Below are 24,476 nucleotides of genomic sequence, written 5' to 3'. Positions count from 1 at the left end.
TTAAAACACGACTATTAAAATAAATAGTACTGGACTTTAACCAGTGAACTTCTCTGTTACTTGTAAGTAGCAGTGATGTTCTCTTTTTCTAAATGAACATAGAGTCCGTATAGAATTTAGATGCGAACACTTTTAAAAGTGGTGGGTGATACTGGACTTGAACCAGTGACCCTCGCCTTGTAAGGGCGATGCTCTCCCAACTGAGCTAATCACCCGCATCTAAACAACATCACATTGCTGCGTTGTTGTGGGGCGCTATTATAGATAGAGTTGAAAATGTGTCAACACTTGAATGACAAAAATGTACTGAATGAAGGTTTTATAAACAACAAGATATGGCGGGCGTCTATTTTATAGGCAAAACATGTTCAGTAACGTAATTGTGTGGTGTATTTGTGGTGTTTATAACTCACATTAGTGGTTAATCTAGTTTTTTGGGGGAATACACAAGCGATCACTTTTAATTGTTGAACATTTAAACCTTCTATAATAAGAATATATATTTTGTTACCTCTCTAAAAAGTCATAACAAATAAAATAGAAAAAGTATTTTAAAGTGCAACTAATAAAAAGCATGTGTGTTTTACTACATTTACCCAACTGGCCTGTTGATATGAAAGTGGGATGTTAGGTCGGTAATTTATAAATTATATTTGCAATGTTTGAATTGCATATAAATGTATACCTTTTGAGGGTAGGGTAGTGAACTACAATTCACTGACTAGCAACGCTACATAAAATAAAAGTGTAGGGGAGTCTCATTAGGGCAATGATTTTAATCAAATTGTGTTTTTTAGCATGCTTGATAGCCAGTTTGTTGAAAATTAAACCATTTAAATAAAGCTGGATAAAAAACTGTTGACTTTATTTGGGGTGGTGCATAGAATGCGCCCCGCACTAAGCAATACACGACGTAGTTATTACGGCGAGTGTTGATTAAGTTGGGGCTATAGCTCAGCTGGGAGAGCGCTTCGCTGGCAGTGAAGAGGTCTGCGGTTCGATCCCGCATAGCTCCACCAATTATTAGTGTTTGTCCTAGGGTAGCAGTTTTCTGCGTCCCCATCGTCTAGAGGCCTAGGACACCGCCCTTTCACGGCGGTAACAGGGGTTCGAATCCCCTTGGGGACGCCATCTAGCTTTAAGCTAGAGGTGGTTTTACCAAGAGAATAGTATAACAATTAAAGCTCGAGTCTTTACTTGTATTAAATATGCACTACCTTAGCAACTCATGATGTGAGTCAAACTCATCAAATGTCCTAGTGGCACATTATATGTGTCCCCATCGTCTAGAGGCCTAGGACACCGCCCTTTCACGGCGGTAACAGGGGTTCGAATCCCCTTGGGGACGCCACTTACTATTTTAATAGTTAGTGTAGTGTTATTAAGAAAGCTCGCCTGAAACGAGTCAAACCATTCAGTTGTCCTAGTGACACATTTATGTGTCCCCATCGTCTAGAGGCCTAGGACACCGCCCTTTCACGGCGGTAACAGGGGTTCGAATCCCCTTGGGGACGCCACTTACTATTTTAATAGTCAGTGTAGTGTTGTTAAGAAAGCTCGCCTGAAACGAGCCAAACCATTCAGTTGTCCTAGTGACACATTTATGTGTCCCCATCGTCTAGAGGCCTAGGACACCGCCCTTTCACGGCGGTAACAGGGGTTCGAATCCCCTTGGGGACGCCACTTACTTTCATAAAGTAGGGTAGTGTTGTTAAGGTTTAAATATACCTCACCAACTATTTTTATTCATACCTCAATTTATTTTCCAAGTTTATTTTCATTTTAATCACAATCTAAAATATCCACTCAAGTATGTCCTAGATTTAAGCAGACTCAACAAACATTACCTATATGATCCATTCAGGGCTTATAAATATTTTACTTGTTAACCTATATAAAACTTCCAGAAAAAGAGGAGGATTTATGGCAAGTGGATGGGCGCGAGATGGCGCAATTCAAGAGCAAATAGATGCAAGTGTTAACGATGCAGTACAATATGCAAGAAGAAACTTAATCACTGGAGCTAGTGCTGAGCTTTGTGATGAGTGTGACGAGAAAATACCACAAGCAAGAAGGCTAGCATTACCAGGCGTACGCTACTGCATTTCATGTCAAGCAGAATTAGAAGGACTACCAAGCAATTCTAACGCGTTCAATCGCCGTGGTAGTAAAGATAGTCAACTACGATAAAGGTGCCAAAGGCACCTTTTTTTATGGGTAAAATACCACGCCTTATTATTTATGATTTTTTCTGAATAAGCTCAATTGCATACCCATCAGGGTCTTTAACGAATGCAATTTGGGTTGTCCCACCTTTAACTGGGCCGGGTTCTCGACTTATATTTCCACCTGCCGCTTTTATGTCATCGCACGCTTTATATATGTCTTCAAATTCAATGGCGATGTGCCCGTAGGCGTCTCCTAAGCTGTAACTACTTTGATCCCAGTTGTATGTTAGCTCAAGGACGGTTGTATCTTTTTCGTCGCCATAGCCTATAAAGGCCAATGTGTATCGGTACTCTTCATTTTCAGAGCGACGTAGCTCTTTCATACCAAGAACATGCGTGTAAAACGCAATGGATTTTTCTAAATTTGTAACGCGAAGCATAGTGTGTAATAAGCGCATTTAAGTAACCTTAAACTTTATTTGAATGTAGTCGGCCTTTCATTCAGACGTTTTGAAATACGTTTTTTATAGAAGGCGTATTGCTTTGTTAGTTTGAGATTATATGAGGGCAGCACATGTTTATTACAACCAATAAAACGTCCATTTAGTATTTAAGTATGAATAAATAAAATATTTATTATTTATATGTGAGTTAACAACTTAAATTAATTACCAATTTTAAATAAAAATGCGACTGGTCAGCCAATTTTTACGCTTATTGGTCAACCTGTTACTAAAAGTTTATTTTAATATTATTTAACAGCGCTTTTACACGAATAGTTAGGTTATCGCTTTTATCTCGTTGTAATTATTGGGTATTTTTATTTCTATTAGCATTTGGTTGTAACTAGCTAATTTACAAAAATCAACTTATTGGTTGACAATAAATGCATTTGGTAATAATGTTTTTGCATACCAATTGGTAACCTCGTTAACGTTGTTGCTAAATGGGATAGCAATTAACTAGAGTTACACTAAATTTTTGAACTTAAATAAGAACTAAAAATGCAAAAACCAATGAAAATTTGGTTCAACATTTTTACTTTCACAAAGTACAAAAAACTTATTTATTTAACTAAATACAGTGGCTCTACTGAATTAAATAAAAGACAGAGCGTACCTATTTTATGGGGTAAATCATTACTCATTATCATAAAAGTTTGCGCCATCATATCTAGGAGTTTTTCATGTCAAAACCTGTAATCGGTTTCATCGGTCTAGGCCTTATGGGCGGCAATATGGCCGAAAATTTACAAAACAAAGGCTATGAGCTGATTGTTATGGATTTAAGCAAAGATGCAGTTGCTGCATGTGTTGCTCGAGGCGCAAAAACAGCAAGCACGGCGAAAGAACTTGCTTCAGGTGCAGATATTGTAATGCTTTGTCTAACAACTTCAGCTGTTGTTGAAAAAATTGTTTACGCAGATGATGGTATTTTAGCTGGGATCAAAGAAGGCGCAGTGCTTGTGGACTTCGGTACATCGATACCATCTTCAACTAAAAAAATTGGTGCTGACTTAGCTGCTAAGGGGGCTGGTATGATTGACGCGCCATTAGGTCGTACACCTGCACATGCCAAAGATGGTTTATTAAATATTATGGCGTCTGGCGATATGGCGACCTTTAATAAAGTGAAATCTGTATTAGAAGACCAAGGCGAGAACGTTTTTCACTTAGGTGATTTAGGCGCTGGCCACACAACTAAGTTAATCAATAACTTTATGGGAATGACGACTGTATGTGCTATGTCTCAAGCGTTTGCTGTTGCAGAGCTTGCAGGTGTAGACCGTCAGCAATTGTTCGACATAATGTCTACTGGTCCGTCAAATTCTCCGTTTATGCATTTTTGTAAAAACTACGCGGTTGATAATGTAAGCGACCTGGGTTTTTCTATCGCCAATGCAAATAAAGACTTAGGCTATTTTTTACAAATGGTTGAAGATTTAGGCACTCAATCAAAAATTGCTGAAGGTTCGTCTGCTAACTTACAAGCAGCATTTGACGCAGGTATGGGTCAAGGCAATGTGCCAGAGATATTTGATTACTTCAAAAAATTAGAAAAGTAGTTCTTTTCTAGCTATAAAGCGCTTTAAGTTTATGACTTAAGGCGCTTCAACACACATGACACCAATTGACTTAAGTCTTTATGTATTGTCAGTCTATTTAACCCTGATAGCGCATTTACTTAGTCACAACGAAAAAGAGTTAACTATGCGTTTGATTAATACAATAAAGCTTAGTCTAGTTCTCATCGGTTGCCTATCAACACACATAGCGGCCAAAGATTATTTTGTAGAGGACCAACAGGCTTTCAACGATATTGCAGCAAACCTACTTGCAGGCGATAAAGTTATTCTTAAAAATGGAACTTGGTCTGATTTTGAAATTTTATTACAGGGCCAGGGTACAAAAAATGCACCTATTACGTTAACAGCTGAAACACATGGCAGCGTTATTTTATCAGGCCAATCTAATCTTCGTCTTGCGGGTCAATATCTTGAAGTGTCGGGTTTAGTTTTTAAAGATGGCTATACACCCAGTTCTGCAGTAATTGAGTTTCGTCGTGATAAAAAAGAGTTAGCTTACCACTCCCGTGTTACCAACGTTGTGATCGACAATTACAATAATCCAGATAAGCGAGAGTCAGATTATTGGGTAGCGCTGTACGGCCAACACAATAGATTTGACCACAGTCACCTAGTGGGAAAAAGAAATAAAGGCGTGACAGTCGCTGTTCGATTAAATACTCCTCAAAGCCAACAAAATCATCACAAAATTGACAATAATTATTTTGGCTACCGCCCTACATTTGGATCTAATGGTGGCGAAACACTACGTATAGGTACAAGTCATTATTCTTTAACTGACTCGTATACCTTGGTTGAAAACAACTACTTTGAGCGCACTAATGGTGAAGTTGAAATAATATCTGTTAAGTCAGGTAAAAATACCCTTAAAAATAATGTGTTTTATGAAGCTCGAGGCACACTAACGCTACGCCATGGCAATGGTAATCTAATAGAAGAAAACGTATTTATTGGTAATGGTGTTGATCATACTGGCGGTATTCGCGTAATCAACAAAGACCAAATTGTTAAAAATAACTACCTAGAAGGGTTAACTGGCTACCGCTTCGGGAGTGGTTTCACTGTGATGAATGGCGTACCTAATTCATCAATTAATCGCTACCATCAGGTAGAAAACGCCACAATCGAAAATAATACATTCGTAAATGTACGTCACATACAGCTTGCAGCAGGAAGCGATGCTGAACGCAGTGCAGTCCCAATAAACAGCACAATGAGCAACAATTTGATTGTAAATCAAAGTGGTAATCAGCCGTTTACAACATTTGACGACGTGACTGGTTTAGTCCTTAGTAATAATGCTGCCAATACCAACGTGTTAGATGAGCTAGCTTATGGTGTAGAAAAGCAAGATATAAAGCTAAAAAAAGCCAAAAATGGATTATTTTACTCAGTATCTAAAAAGTTAAATGTAGGCGTTAGACGCAACTTAAAAGTATTACAAAAAGAAGAAGTAGGTGTAAGTTGGTATCCTAAAACACCTGCATTAACAGCATTTGACTCGGGCAAAACAATCAATGTTAAAGCGGGTGCAGATGCTTTATTAAATGCTATCGAAAATGCTAATACAGGTGATGTATTGGTATTGGCACCTGGTCAATATGATATTTCTAAATTAGTAAAAATAAACAAAACACTCACCATAAAGGCAAAGAAAGAAGGCCAATCGAAGCTGACATTTCAACGTTCTACCTTATTTGAAATTCATGATGGCGGCAGCTTAAAAATCCATGGTTTATCAATTTCAGGTGAGAACGCGCCTGACGCCATTGGTAACAGTGTGGTTCGTACACAAAAGTGGGGAATGATAGAAAATTATCGCTTTGAAATGACAAATACAGCAATCAATGCATTAGATATTAATCATTCATTTCATTTTTTCGTCACTGGTAAAGGGGCTATGGCCGATACCATTGTATTAAATAATAATACATTTAATGAAACTACGGGCGATGTATTACGCCTAAATACAGAAATCGAAGACTTAGGTGTTTACAACGCAGAGTACGTGACGGTTACCGGCAATAGCTTTAAAAATGTAAAAGGCAGTTTAGTAAAACTCTACCGAGGCGGGTCTGACGAAAGTACATTTGGCCCTCATTTTGAGATGAAAAATAATACGCTTAACAATGTTGGCCTTGGTAAACGCAATAAAGAAAAAGCCAGTATTTATGTTCATGGTGTACAGGTTACTAATATTGAAAATAACGAGTTTACTAATTCTGCACCCATAGTCGTTGAGCACACTGTTGGCGAGCCAATCACAAAAGTATTAAAAAATACATTTAAAGAAACACCCGCCCCAAGTGTAAAAGAACTAAGAGTTGAAGGTCCGCATACAGCAATTCTTGAAAATAACAACGTGATAAGTGAGGGGCAGTAAACTGATGAATTTTTTTAAACGAACAACACACATAAAAGCTGCTTTTTTAGGTTTACTTTCATTGTTACTGTCATCAGTCGCCATTGCTGGGTCACATCCAAACCTTGTAATCACAATTGACGATGTAAAGCTCATGCGCCAAGCAATAAAGGGTGAGGGGCAGTTTGCAACGGCGTATAACGATTTAAAAGCGCAAGTGGATAAGCAAATAAAGCAGCCTATCACGGTGCCAGTACCAAAAGATGGTGGGGGCGGCTATACGCACGAACGCCATAAAAAGAACTATCAGGTAATGTACAACGCGGGGATTATTTATCAGTTAAGCGAAGACGATAAATATGCTGATTATGTTCGTGACATGTTGCTTGAATACGCAGCACTTTACCCAACACTTGACGTTCATCCAAAGCGTAAAGTTAAATCACAAAACCCTGGCAAGCTATTTTGGCAAAGCCTGAATGAAGCTATGTGGCTTGTTTACACTATACAAGCTTACGACCTTATTCATGATTCATTAAGCGCAGCACAGGTTAAAACAATAGAGGATGATTTAATACGCCCTGTTTCATTGTTTACATCAGAGGGTCAACCATCAACGTTTAATAAGGTACACAACCATGGTACATGGGCCACGGCTGGTGTAGGTATGGCAGGTTATGTATTAGACGAGCCAGAGTGGGTGGAAAAATCGTTATATGACTTAGACAAGTCGGGTAAAGGTGGCTTTATTAAGCAATTAGAAATGCTGTTTTCACCACAAGGCTACTACAACGAAGGGCCGTATTATCAGCGTTTTGCATTATTGCCATTTGTTACGTTTGCTAAAGCAATAGAGAATAACGAGCCGCAACGTAATATTTTTGAATACCGCGATGGTGTGCTACTCAAAGCGATTGATACCACTATTCAACTTAGCTACAACGGTTTATTCTTCCCAATTAATGACGCTATAAAAAGTAAAGGTATCGACACTATTGAGCTGGTTCATGGCGTTACAGCAGCTTATGGGCTAACAAACGACACCGGTTATTTAGATATTGCGAAAAAACAAAACCAAACAATTTTATCTGGCGATGGTTTAAAAGTAGCTCAAGCGCTAGACAATCAAATGCAAACACCTTACGAGTTTAGATCTGTAGCGTTTGGTGATGGTAATGATGGTAAGCAAGGCGCGCTTGTAGTTATGAGAACACAAGTAGGTGGTGATCAAGCTGTTTTATTTAAACCTGCAGCACAAGGTTTGGGCCATGGCCATTTTGATAAATTAACTTGGCAATTTTATGATCGAGGTAACGAAATTGTATCTGACTACGGTGCGGCTCGTTTTTTAAACGTTGAAGCTAAGTTTGGTGGTCGTTATCTTCCAGAAAATGAAACCTACGCCAAGCATACCGTTGCACACAATACAGTTGTGGTAGATGAAACATCTCATTTCAATGCTAATGTAAAAGTGGGGAACAACAATCACCCAACACTAAATTACTTCACTACCAATGAGTTTGGTACTGTGGCAAACGGTTCAATTAGCTCGGCTTACAAAAACGTAGAGCTAGAGCGAACCCTTGCTTTAATAAACTTACCAGAGCTTGAGAGTACTATCACATTAGATATTTTTAATGCCAATGCTAAGACTAAACATCAATTTGATTTACCCCTTCACTACAAAGGGCAGCTTATTGACACAAGTTTTGACTTAAAAGCGAATGCATCACAGCTATCTGCATTAGGCAGTAATAATGGTTACCAGCATTTATGGCTTAAAGCACAAGCAACACCTCAAAATGGCCTTGCTAAAGTGACATGGCTAAACGATAACGGACGCTTTTATACGCAAACAAGCTTAGTTTCGGGCGATGAAGAATTCTTGTTTACTCAAATTGGTGCAAACGATCCACACTTTAATTTACGTAATGAAAATGGCTTTATTCGTCGAGTAGAAGATCAAAAACAGCATACGTTTGTGTCTATTTTAGAGCCTCACGGTGAATATAACCCTAGTAAAGAATATACCCTAGAGGCTGTTAGCCGTGTGTCAGCTGCCAACTATATCGAGCAGGGTAATTTATTGCTCGTGCATTTAATCATTAAGAACAAAGCCTACTTAGTCGCTATTAATAAAGCGCACAGCAAAGCAAGCAACACATTCACATTTAAAAATAAGTCATTCACCTTAAACGACCGACTTGGCGTTTATGCGTTGAAGAATAATTAGGAGTAATTAGGATGCAAAAGCAAAGTGCACATTTTTCATTTGGTGACAAAACTGAAATTGAAGATTTAGGCAATGGTTTAAAGCGTCAAATGTTAGGTTTTAACGAAGAGCTTATGGCCGTTAAAATTTGGTTTGAAAAAGGCGCAATTGGTTATAACCATGCCCATAGACACTCACAAGTAACCTATGTAGTTGAAGGTGAATTTCACTTTAACATTGACGGCGTCACTGAAATTTTAAGACCCGGTGACAGCTGTTTTATTCCCCCGTTTGCAGATCATGGCGCGACATGCCCAACAGGTGGTATTTTAATCGATACTTTTAGTCCAGCTCGTGAAGACTTTCTTGAGGAATAATTATGCAACTTAAAGGCTTACGCTGGTGGGTTATTGCGTTAATCGCGTTAGCAACCATCATTAATTATATCGACCGCCAAGCACTTAGTGTGCTTTGGCCGGATATTGTAGAAGAAATGTTTCCTGATGAATCAGCATTAGAACGTAAACAAATATACGCAAATATTTCCATCGTGTTTGTGTTTGCCTACGCATTTGGCCAAGCTATTTTTGGTAAAATATTTGACTGGGTGGGCACCCGTTTTGGTTTTGTTTTATCAATTGGTGTGTGGTCGTTGGCAACCATTGCGCATGCATTTGCACAAGGTGTTTTAAGCCTGAGTATTTTTCGTGCCATTTTAGGGGTAGCTGAAGCCGGTAACTGGCCGGGTGCAGCAAAGGGAAACGCTGAGTGGTTCCCAACTAAAGAACGCGCACTCGCACAGGGTATTTTTAACTCTGGTGCTGCAATTGGTGGCATTATCGCTATTCCTCTAATCGCTTACTTAACAGTGTATTTTAGCTGGCAAATGGTGTTTGTTTTTGTAGGTGCCTTGGGTTTTCTATGGTTAGTTCCATGGTTAATTTTAGTAAAAGCGCCACCAGGTTCTCACCCTTGGATAAGCGAAGAAGAGCGCGAGTACATTTTAACAGGTCAAAGACGTGTTGATGACAACGGCGATGTAACAGGCGAAGACGAAGAAGAATATAACCCTTCTACTGGCGAGTTGCTTTCACGTAAACAAAGCTGGGGTGTAATTATAGCTTCTGCGGCGATTGACCCAATCTGGTGGTTATTCGTTTTCTGGATCCCTATTTATCTAAACGAAGTGTATGCCATGGATGTTAAATCTATTGGTATATATGGCTGGGTTCCTTATGTAGGCGCAATGTTTGGTGCATGGTTTGGTGGTCTACTTGCTCAAAATAGACTTAAATCAGGTTGGAATACTGACAAAACACGCAAGCTCACTATTACACTTGGTTGTTTAATCATGCTTCCTGCATTACTTGCCATGGCTAACCCAGGTGGACCAACAACAGCTGTTCTTATCATGGCCGTTATTTTGTTTGGCTTTCAAACTGCTATTGGTAATGTTCAAACTTTACCAAGTGACTTACTGGGTAAAAAAGCGGTAGGTACTTTATCTGGTTTTTCTGGAATGGCTGCAAAACTAGGTGCGGTAGGTCTTACGTCACTTGTACCAATATTAACCGCTGATGGTAATTATGCTCCGGCATTCATAATTGGTGCATCACTTGCCATTATAGCAATGGCTGCAGTGTGGATTTTAATCCCTAAAATTGAACCTCTTAAAAAGCCTGATTAATCTGCTTTAACTGCTATGCCAACACGGTAGTGCTTGTGCATAGCAGTTAGTTACAAAGGATACTTTCAAAAATGAATACTATTTATTTTATGGGTGAATGCATGGTAGAGCTCAGGGCTATGAGCGCTGCTACGTTACATCAATCTTTTGCAGGCGATGTATATAATTCAGCTGTATATTTGAAACGCTGTTTTCCTGAAGTAAGCACATCTGTAATTACGGCTTTAGGGCAAGACAACCTAAGTAAAAAAATGCGCGAACGCTTTGAAAGTGAACAGCTTGATACACAGTATGTATTTAGCCACGAAAGCAAAGTGCCCGGCATGTACTACATTGAGACAGATGAGCACGGTGAGCGAAGCTTTATATATTGGCGAAGTGATTCTGCGGCTAAAAAAACAGTTGAGTTTTTAAATGCCGAGTGCGTTGACCAACTATGCCAAGGTGATATGTTTTTCTTTTCAGGGATTTCTTTAGCCATCGTAGATAAAACATCACGTGATCAATTCTGGAAAGTTTTAGAGCAACTAAAAAGTGCTGGGGTTAAAATTGTATTTGATCCTAACTACCGAGCTCGTTTATGGGACAGTGTAGAGGATACTAAAGCGCAGTATCATTTAGCATTTGGCCTTGCAGATATAACTCTACCAGGAGTTGAAGACCTTACAACATTATATGATGTTCACAGCGTTGAGGCGGTAATAGAGTACTTAAAGCCATATCAAATTAATGAGATTGTGGTTAAAAATGGTCCAGAATCTGTTATTACACAACAAAACAACACACTTCAAAGCCACACAATAATACCGGTCACCACAGTGGTAGATACAACGTCAGCGGGCGATGCCTTTAATGGTGTTTATTTAGGCGCTCGACTTTCAGGTAAGTCAATTGCGGCAGCAGTTCAACTTGGCGCTAAAGCAGCCGGAGCTGTGATTCAACAACCGGGTGCAATTGCACCAAAAGATGTTTTTCAACATGCAATGGTTGAAGCTGGTATCTAATAAAATTTAAGGCCTCCATACCCCGGCCAAACTACTTAAAATAAAGGAACAACGTTATGACTCGCTTTTCTGAACTTATGTCAGGGCAAACTCTGCTACCTATAATTCAAGCTGATACCCCAGAGCAGGGTGTTCAAATTGCAAAAGCTATGGCTAAAGCAGGCCTTACTTTGGTTGAAGTTGTGCTAAGAACAGACGCCTCAATTGATGCTTTAAAAGCGATTAAAGAGCAAGTCCCAGAGCTAAAAGTTGGCGCAGGTACCGTTATTAACGAAGCTATTTTACAGCAAGCAATTGAAGCCGGTTCTGATTTTATTGTAACCCCAGCGGTATCTCCTAAATTACTAACTACACTCACAAAATGTGGTGTTCCTGTTTTACCCGGCGTATCAAATACCGGCGATATTCTTATGGCGCTAGAGTATGGCTTTGAGGAGCAAAAATTATTCCCTGCATCGCTAGCAGGAGGGGCTCCGTTTGTGTCGGCTGTATCGAGTGTATTTAGAGCGGTTAGCTTTTGCCCAACGGGTGGGGTAAGTGAAAGTAACAAAATGGATTATCTTTCTTTAAATAACGTATTTGCTGTAGGTGGTACATGGGTTGCTAAAAAGGAATGGGTTGCACAAGAAAACTGGCAAGCTATTACAGACTCTTGTATTCAAGCAATAAAATAGCAGGGAGTGCTAAAATGAACGATTTATCTCAAACTATTTTACCTGGCGTAATAGTGGGTGACGAGGTAAGTGCAATATATAACCATGCGCGTGCTAACCAGTATGCGCTGCCAGCTGTAAATGTAGTTAGCACAACCTCAATTAATGCAACTCTTGAGGCCGCTAAAGAAATGAAGTCACCGGTTATTATTCAGCTTTCAAATGGTGGTGCACAGTTTTTTTGTGGTAAAGGCCTCTCATTACCAGAACAACAAGGTGCAGTACTTGGTGCGGTGAGCGCAGCTAGGTATGTACATAGTGTTGCGGCGCACTACGAAATCCCCGTTATGCTTCATACCGATCACGCAGCCAAAAAATTATTACCATGGATTGATGGTTTGTTGGATGAAGGCGAAAGGCATTTTAGATTGACAGGTAAGCCGTTGTTTAGCTCACACATGATCGATTTATCTGAAGAGTCTTTAGAAGAAAACATAGAGATATGTGAGCGCTACTTAGCACGCATGGCTAAAATAGGTATGACACTTGAAATTGAGCTTGGTTGTACAGGCGGAGAAGAAGACGGTGTTGATAATTCTCACCTTGATAGCTCAGCGCTTTATACGCAGCCAGAAGATGTTGCTTACGCTTATGAACGCTTAAGTGCTATTAGTCCTAATTTTATCATTGCCGCTTCTTTTGGCAACGTGCATGGTGTTTATAAACCAGGAAATGTTGTCCTTACGCCTACTATTTTAAAAGACTCACAAGCATATGTAGCGAAAAAATTTAACTTACCGAGTAATTCAATTAACTTTGTATTTCATGGTGGCAGTGGTTCAGAGGAAGAAAAAATTGCAGAGTCATTAACGTATGGTGTAGTTAAAATGAACATTGATACCGATACGCAGTGGGCATGTTGGAACGGTGTTTTAGATTACTACAACAGCAACGAGGCCTATCTACAAGGTCAAATTGGTAACCCTAACGGTGATGATAAACCTAACAAAAAGTACTATGACCCACGCGTGTGGCTTCGTCACTCTGAGCAGCATATGGTAACAAGACTCATCCAGTGCTTTAAAGATCTTAATTGTGTAAATCGGTATAGCTTATGAAAAGACTCAATACAGTATTAAAAGAAGATGGTGTAAGAACGGATTTAATTTTGCTTATCCGTACCATTTTAGCCACAAGTAAAGAGATTGCGTTTAGAGTTGGTCAAGGTGAACTTGCAGGGGTGCTAGGCTCCACGATGAATGAAAACATTCAGGGTGAAGTTCAAAAAAAACTAGATATTATTGCCAATCAATTACTTAAAGATATTCTTCTTGAAGACAGTTCGGTCAGAACAGTGGCCTCTGAGGAAGAAGATCACGCGGTAGGTGGCCACCCTGAAGGCACTTTTATTGTTGCTTTTGATCCACTCGATGGCTCTTCTAATATCGATGTAAATGGTCAAATAGGCACAATATTTACTATTTATTTGGCAAGAGACGACGTACCTTTTGACAGTGATGAGCAGTTTAACCAACCGGGTGTAAGCCAAGTGTGTGCAGGCTATGTATTATATGGCCCTTCATCATTACTCGTAATGACCACCGGTGGGCCAACACGCTGTTATACCCTTGACTCAACACATGGTGGGTATTTACTCACTAATCCACAACTACAAATTCCTTCGCAAAGCCGAGAGTTTGCCGTAAATATGGCAAATTATCGTTACTGGGATGAGCCTACACAAGTGTACTTTGACAAGTTGCTTTACACATCTGAAAGCTTTGAAAAAAGCTCAATCCGATGGAATGCGGCAATGGTAGGTGATGTACACCGGATATTATGTCGCGGTGGCTTATTTTTATACCCGCAGGATAAACGCGTTGGTAATGACAATGGCAAAATTAGGCTTTTATATGAAGCCAACCCGCTTGCAATGCTCGTAGAAAATGCGGGAGGCAAAGCCACATCGCGTGGCGCTCGAATTTTAGATATAACTCCTGACGATTTACATCAACGAGTTCCCGTTACTTTAGGTTCGATTGAACCCGTTGATTATTTTAATAATTCAGCGCTAAGCTAATTCGATACCCTTCACTTCGGTTATTTAGTAACAGAGAAAGCTTTTCTCTGTTACTTTCCTTTTCAACTAATTACTTATCTTCTTGTTCTAGCAATTCTATTAATACGCTCATTAGTTAAATAGTCATTTGTATTTTAGTGTGATTATTGTAAAGCCAATTGGTAAAAATTTATTTTTTGTCAATGCTGATTTTTGTACATTTATGCATCCTTTAAATAGGTTGGTGGGTTACCTATGTGCCTTGTATAGGTAAAAAGGTACATTGAGTTCAGTAAATAAGCTGGAAATATCATTTCTATTGTGGTTATATGACCAAGTTGGTTAACAAATTATTTTCAAATAAAGTAAATTTGGTAACAACTAATATGATTATTTGGTAACACACACAATAGCTGGCCAAATATTTAACCTATAAAATGGAGAATAGAGGCATCATGAATTTAAAACACTTTGCACTATGCGCTATTGCAGCGGCAATAGTTGGTTGTGACACTGACGCAAACAACAATGACAACGAACTGGGCTCTATTGCTCTGTCAGGAACAGCCACAAGCGGTCAAACATTAACAACAAACGTGTCAGATCCTGATGGTATATCAGGAACTGTTTCTTATTTTTGGTATGCAGATAACGAAGTAATAGAAGGCGCTAATAGCGCATCGTTTACACTTACGGACGATCAAATTGGTTTAGCTATCACAGCTCAAGCTAAATACACTGATGATGGTGGTGTTAACGAGTCACATATTTCAGATCCTACCTCTGACGTAGCAGCCATTGCATTTCCAGCAAGCGTAACAATAACAGGTGATGCACTTATCGGGTCAGAGCTGACCGCGAATGTTGAAGACGAAAATGGTTTTGATAGTTTAACAGTCGTATACGAGTGGTTGGCGGATGACGTAGTAATTGAGGGAGAGGTTCTTTCGTCACTCATGCTTACAGAAGCACAGTTTAATAGCGTGATCACCGTTACAGCATCGTTTGAAGACGATCGTGGGTTTGCAGAGTCAGTGACGTCTGTTGGCACTGCGCCTGTTGCGCGTGTTAATGCACAAGGTGATGTAGCAATTAGTGGCACACCCACAGTGGGTAATACGCTTAGTGCTGACATTACTGATATGGATGGTGTATCTGGAGAAATCACTTATCAATGGTTTGCTGACGATGAAGAAATAGTTGGTGCAACCCAAAGCGAATATATTGTAGAGGCTACTTTAATTGGGCAAGCTGTATCGGTACAAGTGACTTATACAGATGACAATGGTTTTGTAGAAGATAATACATCAGAAAAAACAATTCCCGTATCGGCTGTTGCGGTTGATGAAGCGGGAAGTATTACAATTATAGGCACATCACCTTACTTAGTTAGCGGTGAATTAACAGCACAACTAACAGATAATAATGGTATTGAAGAAACAAATGTTACTTATAGCTGGTTTGCCGATGGCGTTGAAGTAGCCGATACAAACAGTAATACGTTTTCACCTGCGGCATATGCGGGTGCAATTATATCTGTGAGTGCTTCTTATACCGATAACGACGGATTTGAGGGTTCTGTAAGTGGCTCACTAGAGACGGTAATTTATTCCCAACTTGTTAGCTCACCAACAGAGCTACTAAGTGCGGTAAGTGGCGGCCTTGCTGATGGTGATGTTGTTGGCCTTAATACCGGTGTTTACGCTGATATGGATGAAGTTTTACTCACCAGTAGTGTAACGCTTCGCGCTGTTGAAGAACAAACGCCAGTTATTAGTGGCGAAGTATGTATTCACGTTGCTTCAGGTGTAGAAGGTGCAGCGCTAACAGGCCTTACGTTTAAAAATATAGATACAAAATCAGGCTCATTTTGTGAAACGCAAGAAAGTGCAATTATTTATTCTGAAGGGAATAACTTCGAGTTTACTCAAAACACAATGGATGGCGATGAAGCCGAGTTAAATAATTCGACTTACCACTGGTTAATGATCAAAGGCACGGGCGCGCTAATCGAGCGAAATACATTTAGTAATCGTGATAATGCTGAAAATGGCTCCGTTATTAAAATTGCTTCATCAGGCAGCGACCATGTTGTTCAATACAATTTATTTAGTGGCACCAGTGCGAATCCAAATTTTGGTAACTCAAGCCTTCATTTAATTAATGCGGGAAGTACTACCGGTTCAGATGCAGCTGACGATGCAAACTTTACTATTCAATATAATCGAGTAGAAAACTTTGTAACCGGTCGTCGTTTAATGCGCGTGCAAACATCGGGTGCAACTATTAAAGGTAACACTGTAGTTAACCCTAATGGCGGGATTTCACTAGAAGATGGTGGTTTTAATAACGTGACAGACAACGTTATTATTCGTACTACTGATATTGCAAGCTCTAGCGATCGTCCTGCTGGTGTGCTAATTACACCGCTAGGCCACACAGTTAGTAACAACTACATTGCAGGTATTCGTTCTGGTAATAAAGAGGCTGGTGGAATTGTATTTACTGCAAATCCATTCTCTCAAGCTGATGGCGGTATACCAAACTCAGGTAACCAAGCTGTATTGGATGCGGCGGGTGACTTCACATTAACGGTAACTAATAACACTGTTTTGAACTCTCAGCAACCAATCGTGTTTAGTACTGAAATAGGTTCTCGTGCCCCTGTGGGTGATTGTGATGAACTTACAGTGGATAATGCTCCTGTACTCTATGGCTTAACTAAAAATGCATTTGTCATAAATTTTGATGGAAACCTTATTGCTAATGGCTTAGGTGATCAAACTGATGCAGATACCATTGAAAGTAGCGCCTTAACACAAGGATTATTTTATCCAAATACACTTGATAGCGACCATGCTTTTGAATACGACTGTGATTTAATCAAGCATGATACATCAGTATTAAGCAACAACTTTGGTTACATGGATAGCCGTGTATCTGGTGATACAAGTGGCGATTGGGTTGCAATCAGAAACCTAAATGGTAACGGCTCATTTGATACCGATGGTGCTATTGATCAAGACCCAGCTGCAAACGGTAAAGAAATACTTGAATATGTATTCGCAGCAAGCACATTACTTGAAACCGACCCAGCAGGTTTACAAGCTGTGGCAGGTGCAAAAGGGCTTTACTACATTCAAGCGAGTGATGTAGGTGTTGGCTCAACATGGGTTGTTAATAACGACTAACCTAAGTAAACACTCTTAATTAAAAAGCCCCTTCTTTGGGGTTTTTTTATGCCTGTGAGTAAAACATGACCGAAAAATACGTTTGCTTTTCTAATTATTTTTTATTACATCGCCGCCTGACCCCTTGGTAATACTGCTTTGCGGTAATTGGTATGTAAATTGGTAATGTTTTGATTGTTAAATTGGTTGATCATCTGTGGTTGCTTGAGTATATTAACAACAGTTGTCACATAACTTATACAGATGAATAACAAGTCAACACACAACAATCACACAACAATAACCAACGGAGCATAAAATGTCGTTGAAGTCTTCAAAAAATAATAAAATGCGTTCAGGTCAATTCGCACTGAGCCCTGTAGCTAAATGGGTACGAACAGCCGCTATTGCCGGTGTAGCAAGCTCATGTGTATTTTCAGCGCACGCACAACAAGAACAAGCAAAAGTGACTGAGGTCGAGCCTGATGTAGAAATCATCAGTGTTACAGGTACACGCAGAACAATTCAAGATCAAATAGCCATAAAGCGCGAAGCCACAACCGTAGTTGATGGTCTTTCATCTGAAGATATTGGTGATTTACCCGCTTTATCGATAGGCGAAGCATTAGAGTCTATTACAGGCGCAGCATCGCATCGTGAAAATGGCGGTGCGACAGAAATTACCATTCGCGGCCTAGGCCCATTTTTAAGTGCAACACACATAAACGGCCGTGAAGCAACCAATGGTAGCGGTGACCGCTCAGTAAACTTTTCACAATTTCCATCAGAACTTGTAAAAAAAGTAGCTATTTATAAAACCCAAGACGCTTCGATGATTGAAGGTGGTGTTGCGGGTGTTATTGCTCTTGAGACTGTAACCCCATTGGATTTTGGTAAGCAGCGTTTGCAAGGTGAGGTTAAACTTAACTACAACCCTGACGAGAGTAATGTAGACAACTCCCTGCAAAGCGATTTAGGTTACCGTGGCACATTTAGCTATGTTGACCAGTTTGAATTTGATAATGGCCAAGCGGTGGGTGTTTCATTTGGTGTTCAACGACAGGATATAAGCCAGCCAGAGGCGGAATACAGAAGTTCTAGCCCATCAGGTTCGTCGCTTTGGGCATGTTTAAATGACCCAACTAATACGAATGAAGGTTTTTACCGCAGTAGTGCAGGTGATTGTGAGGATCAAGTAAACGGAAGTAATAACCAAGGTTATGACACAGAAATTGACCCTGACACAGGCAAAGCCGTGAGTGATGGTACTCCATACGCATGGACTGGCAGCAGCCGAAGCTTTCGTCAAAACGAAACGTCAGACGAGCGTGACGCGGTATTTTTTGCCTTTCAGTACCAGCCGTCTGCAGAATGGGATATTAATTTTGATAGCCAAATTTCTGATAGAACGCAACGAGAAGCACGTCATGATTTAATTTTCTTACAAAAGCGCGCAACACCAGGTGTAACCGGCCCATCACTTGTCACTAACGATGTAGGCGGCATTTTACATTGGGAAGGTGAAGAGCGTATTGAGTCTGCTGGTGAGCAATTTTCTCGTGAAGAAAATTACCGTGGTTACGGCTTAAATATCGAACATACTGTAAATGATAGACTGACCATAGATTTAGATTTAGCGTATTCAAAAACCTCGCGTGAAGAACTGCAAATTTCTAACCGAGGCAGAACCGCTGGACGTAATTATTTCTCGTGGGATATGGGCGATAACATTCCACACTTTACGCTTACTGATTTTGACGTAACAGATATATCTAATTTTACTGACAGCTTAAGAACGCGTATTGACCGTGAAAACGTGAGAGATAACAAAGTTGTGTCTGCTCGTTTAGATTTTGACTATTTAGTTGATAGCGGCATGTTCACCACAATTCAAGGTGGCGTTCGTACCTCAGAGCTTAGCTTTACACAATTTGGTGGAACGAACGGTAACGGCTCTCGTAATCAATTTACTTTAGGTTCAGGTGCTGAAGCGCTCGATGTGCTTCAAGGTTGCCAAATTGATTTTCCTGAATCAGGCTTTTTGTCTAGTGTGTCAGATGGAAATATCATCACGCATGTAGATAGCGATGGCAATGTGGTAGACACAGGGACAGGCTCTTCATGGGCGACTTACGATAATGAGTGTTTTTCTCAAGCCGTTGTCGCGTCTAATGAGGGTGGAGTATTTGAATACCCTGAGGTTGAATACCAAAACGCAGGAACCATTGACGTAACTGAAAAAACAACGGCTGCTTACTTAATGGCTAATTACGATACAGAAATGTTTGGTAAGTTTATTCGTGGTAACTTTGGTTTGCGTATTGTCGATACTGAAGTTACATCAATTGGTTTTAGAAATAGTTTTGACGTTGTTACCAGCGATACAGGGGTTCTTTCTCTTGTTGAATCAGACACAGGTACTCTTGATAAAATAAAAGGGGGCGGTGATTACACCAAGTTCTTACCTAGCTTTAACTTAGTGGTCGATTACAGCGAAGATATTTTATTACGTGCGGGTATTTACCGTGGTATGTCGCGTGCAGACCCATCTGACTTGGGATATAGCCGCTCTTTTCAAGAAGACACATCTGATACGGCCACTACAATTAGTGACTTGTTAGTGGGTGTAAACGGCTCTGGTAACCCAGATACGCAGCCTCTAATGTCATGGAACTACGATGCAGCATTTGAGTGGTACCCTAATGAAGATTCAATTTTTGCATTAAGCCTTTACTATAAGCAGTTCCAAGGCGGCTTCCAACAGCGCACAGTTATTGAAGACTTTGTTGTTGGAGGTGAGACCGTTTCATTACCTATTACAAATTCAGTAACAAACGACGAAGAAAGTGAGATTTTAGGCCTAGAAACATCATTCTCATACCGTTGGGATAGTGGCATAGGCGTTAAGTTTGGATATAACTATGCCGACACGGACTTTGAATTTGAAGATAGCCTCTACGGCGACACGTTTGTTACAGATGTAGATGGCAATACAACGCAGCTTAAAGAGGGCATTGTTGAGCCAGGTTCTGTACCTGGGTTTTCTAAGCATGTATTTAGCAGCCAACTTTATTACCAAATAGGTGGCTTCGATACTGCGGTTATTTACAAATACCGTAGTGAGTATTTCCAACCTTATACAAGCAATGGCACACGCTTACGTTATGTTGATTCGGTAGGCGTATGGGAAATGCGTGCATCGTACAAAATTAACAAGCACTTTAGAGTTAAAGCAGAGGCAATTAATCTATTCAGTGCTCCTAAATCTCAAGACTTTTTTGTTGAAGATAACTTAGGTGAAGTAAACGATTACGGTCCACGTTTATTCTTAGGTTTAAGTTATAAACTGTAAAAGTTAGTAACTTATAAAAACCCCAATTGGTTTAACTAATGGGGTTTTTTGTATCTACGTGGATGTGCACACCTTTATCACTGACTTTTCTAAACTAAACCATCTAAACTGATCGCAGATTAAATTCCATTCAACTTTTACAGCCTTTGTTGTAAGCCAAAAAAACTCCTTTTGTATTTATATAAACGTAAATGCGATTAGTCTGCTTTATGTTTGTAGCCTTATTATTCTAGCCAAAAGTCTAATATATTTTTAATTGGTTAACCAATTTGCAGCCTTTTTATACTTTTATAATTAAAATATTTCATTTTATAGCTAAATAATATAACGGAATAATAAACTTCAAAAAACAATTTAACTACTACTATAGTGCTGTATGTCTGATTTAAAAACTATATGCATTACAAGTGGTTGTATTTTTTTCCTACACTTTCGTAGTTGTCAGGTGTGCGGTATTTGTTTTTGGTAATAACAAATTTGTATTATTTTATAGTATTTGACTTACAATCCGGTTGACCTTTTCGGTTTTTAGTGTAAATATTCAGTTAACCTTTTGTAATACATCAATTCACTTTTGTATGAAAAGTAACAAGTAGCATAGCGTTTCACACACACAGGAAAAAACTATGAGTCATAATTTATCAAAAATCACACTGGCGGTTATATCTGCAACGGCAATGAATATGTCTTTATCTGTTCATGCGCAGGAAGAGACAAAAAATGTTAAGGATGACCTAGAGGTAATTGAAGTTTCTGGTATACGTCAATCTTTAACTAATGCGCTTGCTGAAAAACGTTCAGCAGACAGCCTTGTAGAAATTATTCAGTCAGAGGATATTGGTAAGTTACCTGACCAAAATTTAGCTGAAGTACTTGAGAACGTAACGGGTATTCAGATCACGCGTCAGGCTGGTGTAGGTACGGGTGTTCAAATTCGTGGTACCGATGCAAACCGTACTGAAATAAATGGTGTTTCAACTGTGGGTTCAGGCTCTGGACGCAGCGGCATTAGCTTTGAAGATGTGTCGGCTTCTATTATCTCTAGTTTAGAAGTTATAAAATCGCCTGAAGCCAAAACAATTGAAGGTTCAGTAGGCGGAATAATAAACCTTAAAACAATACGTCCACTCCAACTAGGTGAACAATTAGCCACAATTAGAGTACAAGGTGAAAATAGTAGTCTAAGCACTGATAGTGGCTTACAACCGCGTTTTCTGGAACTTTTGCAGATAACTGGGAAGGCGACTTTGGTGAGTTTGGTATTTTAGTAAGCGGCAGTTATGCCGAGCAAGACGTGACAGCATTTCGCCCTCGTGCAGACAGAGACAACATTGTAACCTCTGATAGTGGAGTAGCCAGTGCACAGTCTTTTGACTTTTTACCTATTCAATTTTTTGTCCAAGATTACGATAACTACGAATACGAAACAAAGAACTTTGTAGGTACGCTTGAGTGGGCACCAAATGACAATACTAAGTTTTATTTTGATGCTGTTGTAAACGATCAGGAACGTCGTCAAGAGAGCTCTCGTGTTCAAGCGTCGGGTGTCAGTGCATTGAATGACATTTCGGTTCCTGATGAATTTGAAACAATTAATCTAGGTTCTTTAGGTGGAACTAATTTAGGTTCAATTCAAGCGGCTTTACGCGGTGTAATCCCAGTTAATTTAGCAAATGATGATGACGATCCAAATTTACGTTTTTCGAGTGATACAAATTCTCGTGTTACCGACAGTAATATTTTTAGGCTAGGTGGTGAATGGCAAGGTGATAAATGGTTTGTAAGCGCTGAGGTTGCTTCGTCATCTTCTGATACAACAACACCAAGCTTTAATACTACACTTAACTTCATTAACCCTAATGCACCTTTAGATGCTGGTGGCGGTAATGATAACAGTGTGCCTTTTGAATACGACCTGTCAGGTGGAGCACTTACTTTTGGTATTGCACAAGGTGCTGAATATGCGCCTACGGTTGAGCAATTACTTGACCCTGCAAATGTAGTACTACGTGATGTAAACATTGGTCAAGATACCGTTGAGAACTCTGAAGATGCGTTCCGTATAGATTCAACATATTACACAGACTCAATAGTTACCTCTGTTGATTTTGGTTACCGTTACAGCAAATCGGCGAGTAAGCAAAACGAAATCACATCAAGTGTTGGTCTGCGCTCTATGGCAGATAGCCCAAGAGGTGATTTATTCGCTGATCTTTTAGTTGCGGGTCCTGATAACTTTAATGAGGCTGATGGTCGTTCGTTATACATAGGCGATTTTTTACTGATTGACCCAGAACTCGTGGCATCAGACCCTGATGCAGTACTTGCAACACTTCAGCAAGCATTACAAACTCATGGCTCTAGCCGTACGCTAAATGCACCAACGTCAAGTTCTTCAGGCTTTTTTGATATTGAAGAAATTACCCACGCTTTTTATGCACAAGCTAACTTTGAATACGACATGTTCCGCGGTAACTTTGGTTTACGTTATATTCAAACTGATGTTGAATCGACAGGTAATTCTGTAACGCAAGACGGCAGTGGCAATGAGCTAGTAACGCGGATTACAAATGAGTCAGACTACAACTTTATCCTACCGCGTTTAAACTTAGTTGCCGACGTGTCAGAAGATGTAGTGGTTCGCTTTGGTGCAGGTAAAGATATTCGTCGTCCAGATTATAACGACTTATCTACTTCTATTACTTATAGCACGAGCCCAAATGATGAAGTTGAATTTGGTAACCCAGCACTAAAACCAGAAGAAGTATTATCTTATGATTTATCAGCAGATTGGTACTTTACTGAGGCGAGCGTATTTAGTGTAGGTATTTTCCATAAAACGCGTAAAGAACTTCATGTTAATCAGTTAACATCGCCAGTAGAAGACCCAGTAACAGGCTATCGTGATTTAACAGACCCATGTGAAGGCGGTGGCATATTTAACCCAATTGCAGACATTAACGTGTTTGGTCCTGAAAATGGTCGTGGTGTATGTGTAGGTACTGAGACAAAAGTAAACGACACTGGCGAAACAACCCAAAAAGGGATTGAGTTTGCGTTCCAGTATGACCTATCTAGCTTTGAAAAAGATTTAGGGTGGGCGTCGGGTTTTGGTGTTTTAGCTAATTATACAATTCAAGAGTTCTCGGGCGGTGAAACAGTCAATAAGGCGACTTCAAGAGCGAGTAACGTATTTGCTGCAAGCACCGGTACACCGGGTATTGAAGTAAGCGAAATACAAGGTTTGCTTAACTTATCAGAAAATGCGTATAACTTTACTCTATACTACGAAAAGTTTGGTTTATCGGCACGTATGCGTTACACATGGCGTGAAGGTTACCGCTCAAACGATTTTGGTAGCACGTCAAGCTTCCCATGGGGGTTCCCTGTAGTGCAAGAGGACCGTGGTCAGCTTAATGCAAGTATTAGCTACGATGTAAACGAGCAGCTTAATATTGGCTTAGAAGCTGTAAATATTACTGAGTCTGAAATTAGCCAGTCTTGTGTTAACGAAGGGTCACTATTGTGTTTCCAAGGCCTTACAGACCGTCGTATTACGTTTGGTGCTAGTTACCGTTTTTAAAATTTATGTTGAAAGTGTGTAGCCTTTGAACGGGCACAAAAAGCAAGCCACTATGGCTTGCTTTTTTATTTTTAAGGTTTAAATAATGAGCAGTTTTTAAATTAAATTAGGTACTAATTGGTTTCATTTTCTCTATTTGT

The 24,476-nt window shown here is 39.8% G+C and carries 13 protein-coding genes, 6 tRNA genes and 1 pseudogene; 18 read left to right on the top strand and 2 right to left on the bottom strand.

Translation table 11 applies throughout. The annotated features are described in order from the left end of the window. Positions 1–139 precede the first annotated feature (139 nt). A tRNA-Val gene (locus P20480_RS05055) sits at positions 140–215 on the bottom strand. 728 nt (positions 216–943) lie between these two features. Between P20480_RS05055 and P20480_RS05060 the strand changes: the two genes are divergently transcribed. The 6 genes from P20480_RS05060 (at position 944) to P20480_RS05085 (ending at position 2,190) form a co-directional block, all read left to right on the top strand. Next, positions 944–1,019, top strand: a tRNA-Ala gene (locus P20480_RS05060). Between the two features lie 36 nt (positions 1,020–1,055). Next, a tRNA-Glu gene (locus P20480_RS05065) sits at positions 1,056–1,131 on the top strand. Positions 1,132–1,275: 144 nt separating this feature from the next. After that, a tRNA-Glu gene (locus P20480_RS05070) sits at positions 1,276–1,351 on the top strand. Positions 1,352–1,441: 90 nt separating this feature from the next. Continuing rightward, positions 1,442–1,517, top strand: a tRNA-Glu gene (locus P20480_RS05075). Between the two features lie 90 nt (positions 1,518–1,607). Beyond that, a tRNA-Glu gene (locus P20480_RS05080) sits at positions 1,608–1,683 on the top strand. A gap of 240 nt (positions 1,684–1,923) precedes the next feature. Further along, a complete protein-coding gene (locus tag P20480_RS05085; RefSeq protein ID WP_008131458.1) occupies positions 1,924–2,190 on the top strand; it encodes a DksA/TraR family C4-type zinc finger protein in 267 nt (88 codons plus the stop codon). Positions 2,191–2,239: 49 nt separating this feature from the next. Here P20480_RS05085 and gloA read toward each other — a convergent pair whose 3' ends face one another. Next, positions 2,240–2,626, bottom strand: coding sequence for a lactoylglutathione lyase (gene gloA / locus P20480_RS05090; protein ID WP_006794590.1), 387 nt, complete (start codon positions 2,624–2,626; stop codon positions 2,240–2,242). Between the two features lie 728 nt (positions 2,627–3,354). Here gloA and P20480_RS05095 point away from each other — a divergent pair. From P20480_RS05095 to P20480_RS18540, 12 genes and pseudogenes are all read left to right on the top strand, one after another. Then, positions 3,355–4,233, top strand: coding sequence for an NAD(P)-dependent oxidoreductase (locus P20480_RS05095; RefSeq protein ID WP_008131457.1), 879 nt, complete (start codon positions 3,355–3,357; stop codon positions 4,231–4,233). 145 nt (positions 4,234–4,378) lie between these two features. After that, on the top strand, positions 4,379–6,637 hold the full coding sequence (locus tag P20480_RS05100; protein WP_033025714.1) for a polysaccharide lyase 6 family protein: 2,259 nt from the start codon (positions 4,379–4,381) through the stop codon (positions 6,635–6,637). Between the two features lie 4 nt (positions 6,638–6,641). Continuing rightward, positions 6,642–8,849, top strand: a complete 2,208-nt coding sequence (locus P20480_RS05105) for a heparinase II/III domain-containing protein (RefSeq protein WP_008131454.1) — start codon at positions 6,642–6,644, stop codon at positions 8,847–8,849. A gap of 11 nt (positions 8,850–8,860) precedes the next feature. Further along, positions 8,861–9,205 carry a cupin domain-containing protein gene (locus P20480_RS05110; RefSeq protein WP_006794594.1) on the top strand — a complete coding sequence of 115 codons (345 nt, stop codon included), beginning with the start codon at positions 8,861–8,863 and terminating at the stop codon, positions 9,203–9,205. A gap of 2 nt (positions 9,206–9,207) precedes the next feature. Then, complete coding sequence (locus P20480_RS05115) at positions 9,208–10,515, top strand: MFS transporter (protein WP_006794595.1); 1,308 nt, start codon at positions 9,208–9,210, stop codon at positions 10,513–10,515. Positions 10,516–10,586: 71 nt separating this feature from the next. Continuing rightward, on the top strand, positions 10,587–11,519 hold the full coding sequence (locus P20480_RS05120; RefSeq protein ID WP_008131449.1) for a sugar kinase: 933 nt from the start codon (positions 10,587–10,589) through the stop codon (positions 11,517–11,519). Positions 11,520–11,575: 56 nt separating this feature from the next. Further along, positions 11,576–12,193 carry a bifunctional 4-hydroxy-2-oxoglutarate aldolase/2-dehydro-3-deoxy-phosphogluconate aldolase gene (gene eda / locus P20480_RS05125; RefSeq protein ID WP_008131447.1) on the top strand — a complete coding sequence of 206 codons (618 nt, stop codon included), beginning with the start codon at positions 11,576–11,578 and terminating at the stop codon, positions 12,191–12,193. Between the two features lie 14 nt (positions 12,194–12,207). Next, positions 12,208–13,290 (top strand): class II fructose-bisphosphate aldolase, encoded by a 1,083-nt coding sequence (gene fbaA / locus P20480_RS05130; RefSeq protein ID WP_008131444.1) that lies wholly within the window; start codon positions 12,208–12,210, stop codon positions 13,288–13,290. After that, positions 13,287–14,252: a class 1 fructose-bisphosphatase gene (locus tag P20480_RS05135; protein WP_008131443.1), complete on the top strand. Its 966-nt coding sequence runs from the start codon at positions 13,287–13,289 to the stop codon at positions 14,250–14,252. Before fbaA ends, P20480_RS05135 begins: the two co-directional genes overlap by 4 nt. A 434-nt stretch (positions 14,253–14,686) precedes the next feature. Further along, positions 14,687–17,422 carry a hypothetical protein gene (locus P20480_RS05140; protein WP_008131442.1) on the top strand — a complete coding sequence of 912 codons (2,736 nt, stop codon included), beginning with the start codon at positions 14,687–14,689 and terminating at the stop codon, positions 17,420–17,422. Positions 17,423–17,720: 298 nt separating this feature from the next. Continuing rightward, complete coding sequence (locus P20480_RS05145) at positions 17,721–20,753, top strand: TonB-dependent receptor (protein ID WP_008131441.1); 3,033 nt, start codon at positions 17,721–17,723, stop codon at positions 20,751–20,753. Positions 20,754–21,379: 626 nt separating this feature from the next. Beyond that, positions 21,380–24,336 (top strand): annotated as a pseudogene (locus tag P20480_RS18540) (TonB-dependent receptor). The last annotated feature ends 140 nt before the right edge of the window (positions 24,337–24,476 follow it).

The organism is Pseudoalteromonas sp. BSi20480 (assembly GCF_000241365.1).
In the GTDB taxonomy this organism is placed as follows: Bacteria; Pseudomonadota; Gammaproteobacteria; order Enterobacterales; family Alteromonadaceae; genus Pseudoalteromonas; species Pseudoalteromonas marina.
Note: the sequence above shows the minus strand (reverse complement) of the source record. Positions and strands in the feature narration are given on the sequence as shown.

What these genes read in the sequence shown, in the direction of transcription:
- P20480_RS05135 (WP_008131443.1), top strand. Translation starts at nt 13,287, where the DNA reads ATGAAAAGACTCAATACAGTATTAAAAGAAGATGGTGTAAGAACGGAT.
- eda (WP_008131447.1), top strand. Translation starts at nt 11,576, where the DNA reads ATGACTCGCTTTTCTGAACTTATGTCAGGGCAAACTCTGCTACCTATA.
- P20480_RS05140 (WP_008131442.1), top strand. Translation starts at nt 14,687, where the DNA reads ATGAATTTAAAACACTTTGCACTATGCGCTATTGCAGCGGCAATAGTT.
- P20480_RS05095 (WP_008131457.1), top strand. Translation starts at nt 3,355, where the DNA reads ATGTCAAAACCTGTAATCGGTTTCATCGGTCTAGGCCTTATGGGCGGC.
- gloA (WP_006794590.1), bottom strand. Translation starts at nt 2,626, where the DNA reads ATGCGCTTATTACACACTATGCTTCGCGTTACAAATTTAGAAAAATCC.
- P20480_RS05105 (WP_008131454.1), top strand. Translation starts at nt 6,642, where the DNA reads ATGAATTTTTTTAAACGAACAACACACATAAAAGCTGCTTTTTTAGGT.
- P20480_RS05085 (WP_008131458.1), top strand. Translation starts at nt 1,924, where the DNA reads ATGGCAAGTGGATGGGCGCGAGATGGCGCAATTCAAGAGCAAATAGAT.
- P20480_RS05145 (WP_008131441.1), top strand. Translation starts at nt 17,721, where the DNA reads ATGTCGTTGAAGTCTTCAAAAAATAATAAAATGCGTTCAGGTCAATTC.
- fbaA (WP_008131444.1), top strand. Translation starts at nt 12,208, where the DNA reads ATGAACGATTTATCTCAAACTATTTTACCTGGCGTAATAGTGGGTGAC.
- P20480_RS05115 (WP_006794595.1), top strand. Translation starts at nt 9,208, where the DNA reads ATGCAACTTAAAGGCTTACGCTGGTGGGTTATTGCGTTAATCGCGTTA.
- P20480_RS05120 (WP_008131449.1), top strand. Translation starts at nt 10,587, where the DNA reads ATGAATACTATTTATTTTATGGGTGAATGCATGGTAGAGCTCAGGGCT.
- P20480_RS05110 (WP_006794594.1), top strand. Translation starts at nt 8,861, where the DNA reads ATGCAAAAGCAAAGTGCACATTTTTCATTTGGTGACAAAACTGAAATT.
- P20480_RS05100 (WP_033025714.1), top strand. Translation starts at nt 4,379, where the DNA reads ATGCGTTTGATTAATACAATAAAGCTTAGTCTAGTTCTCATCGGTTGC.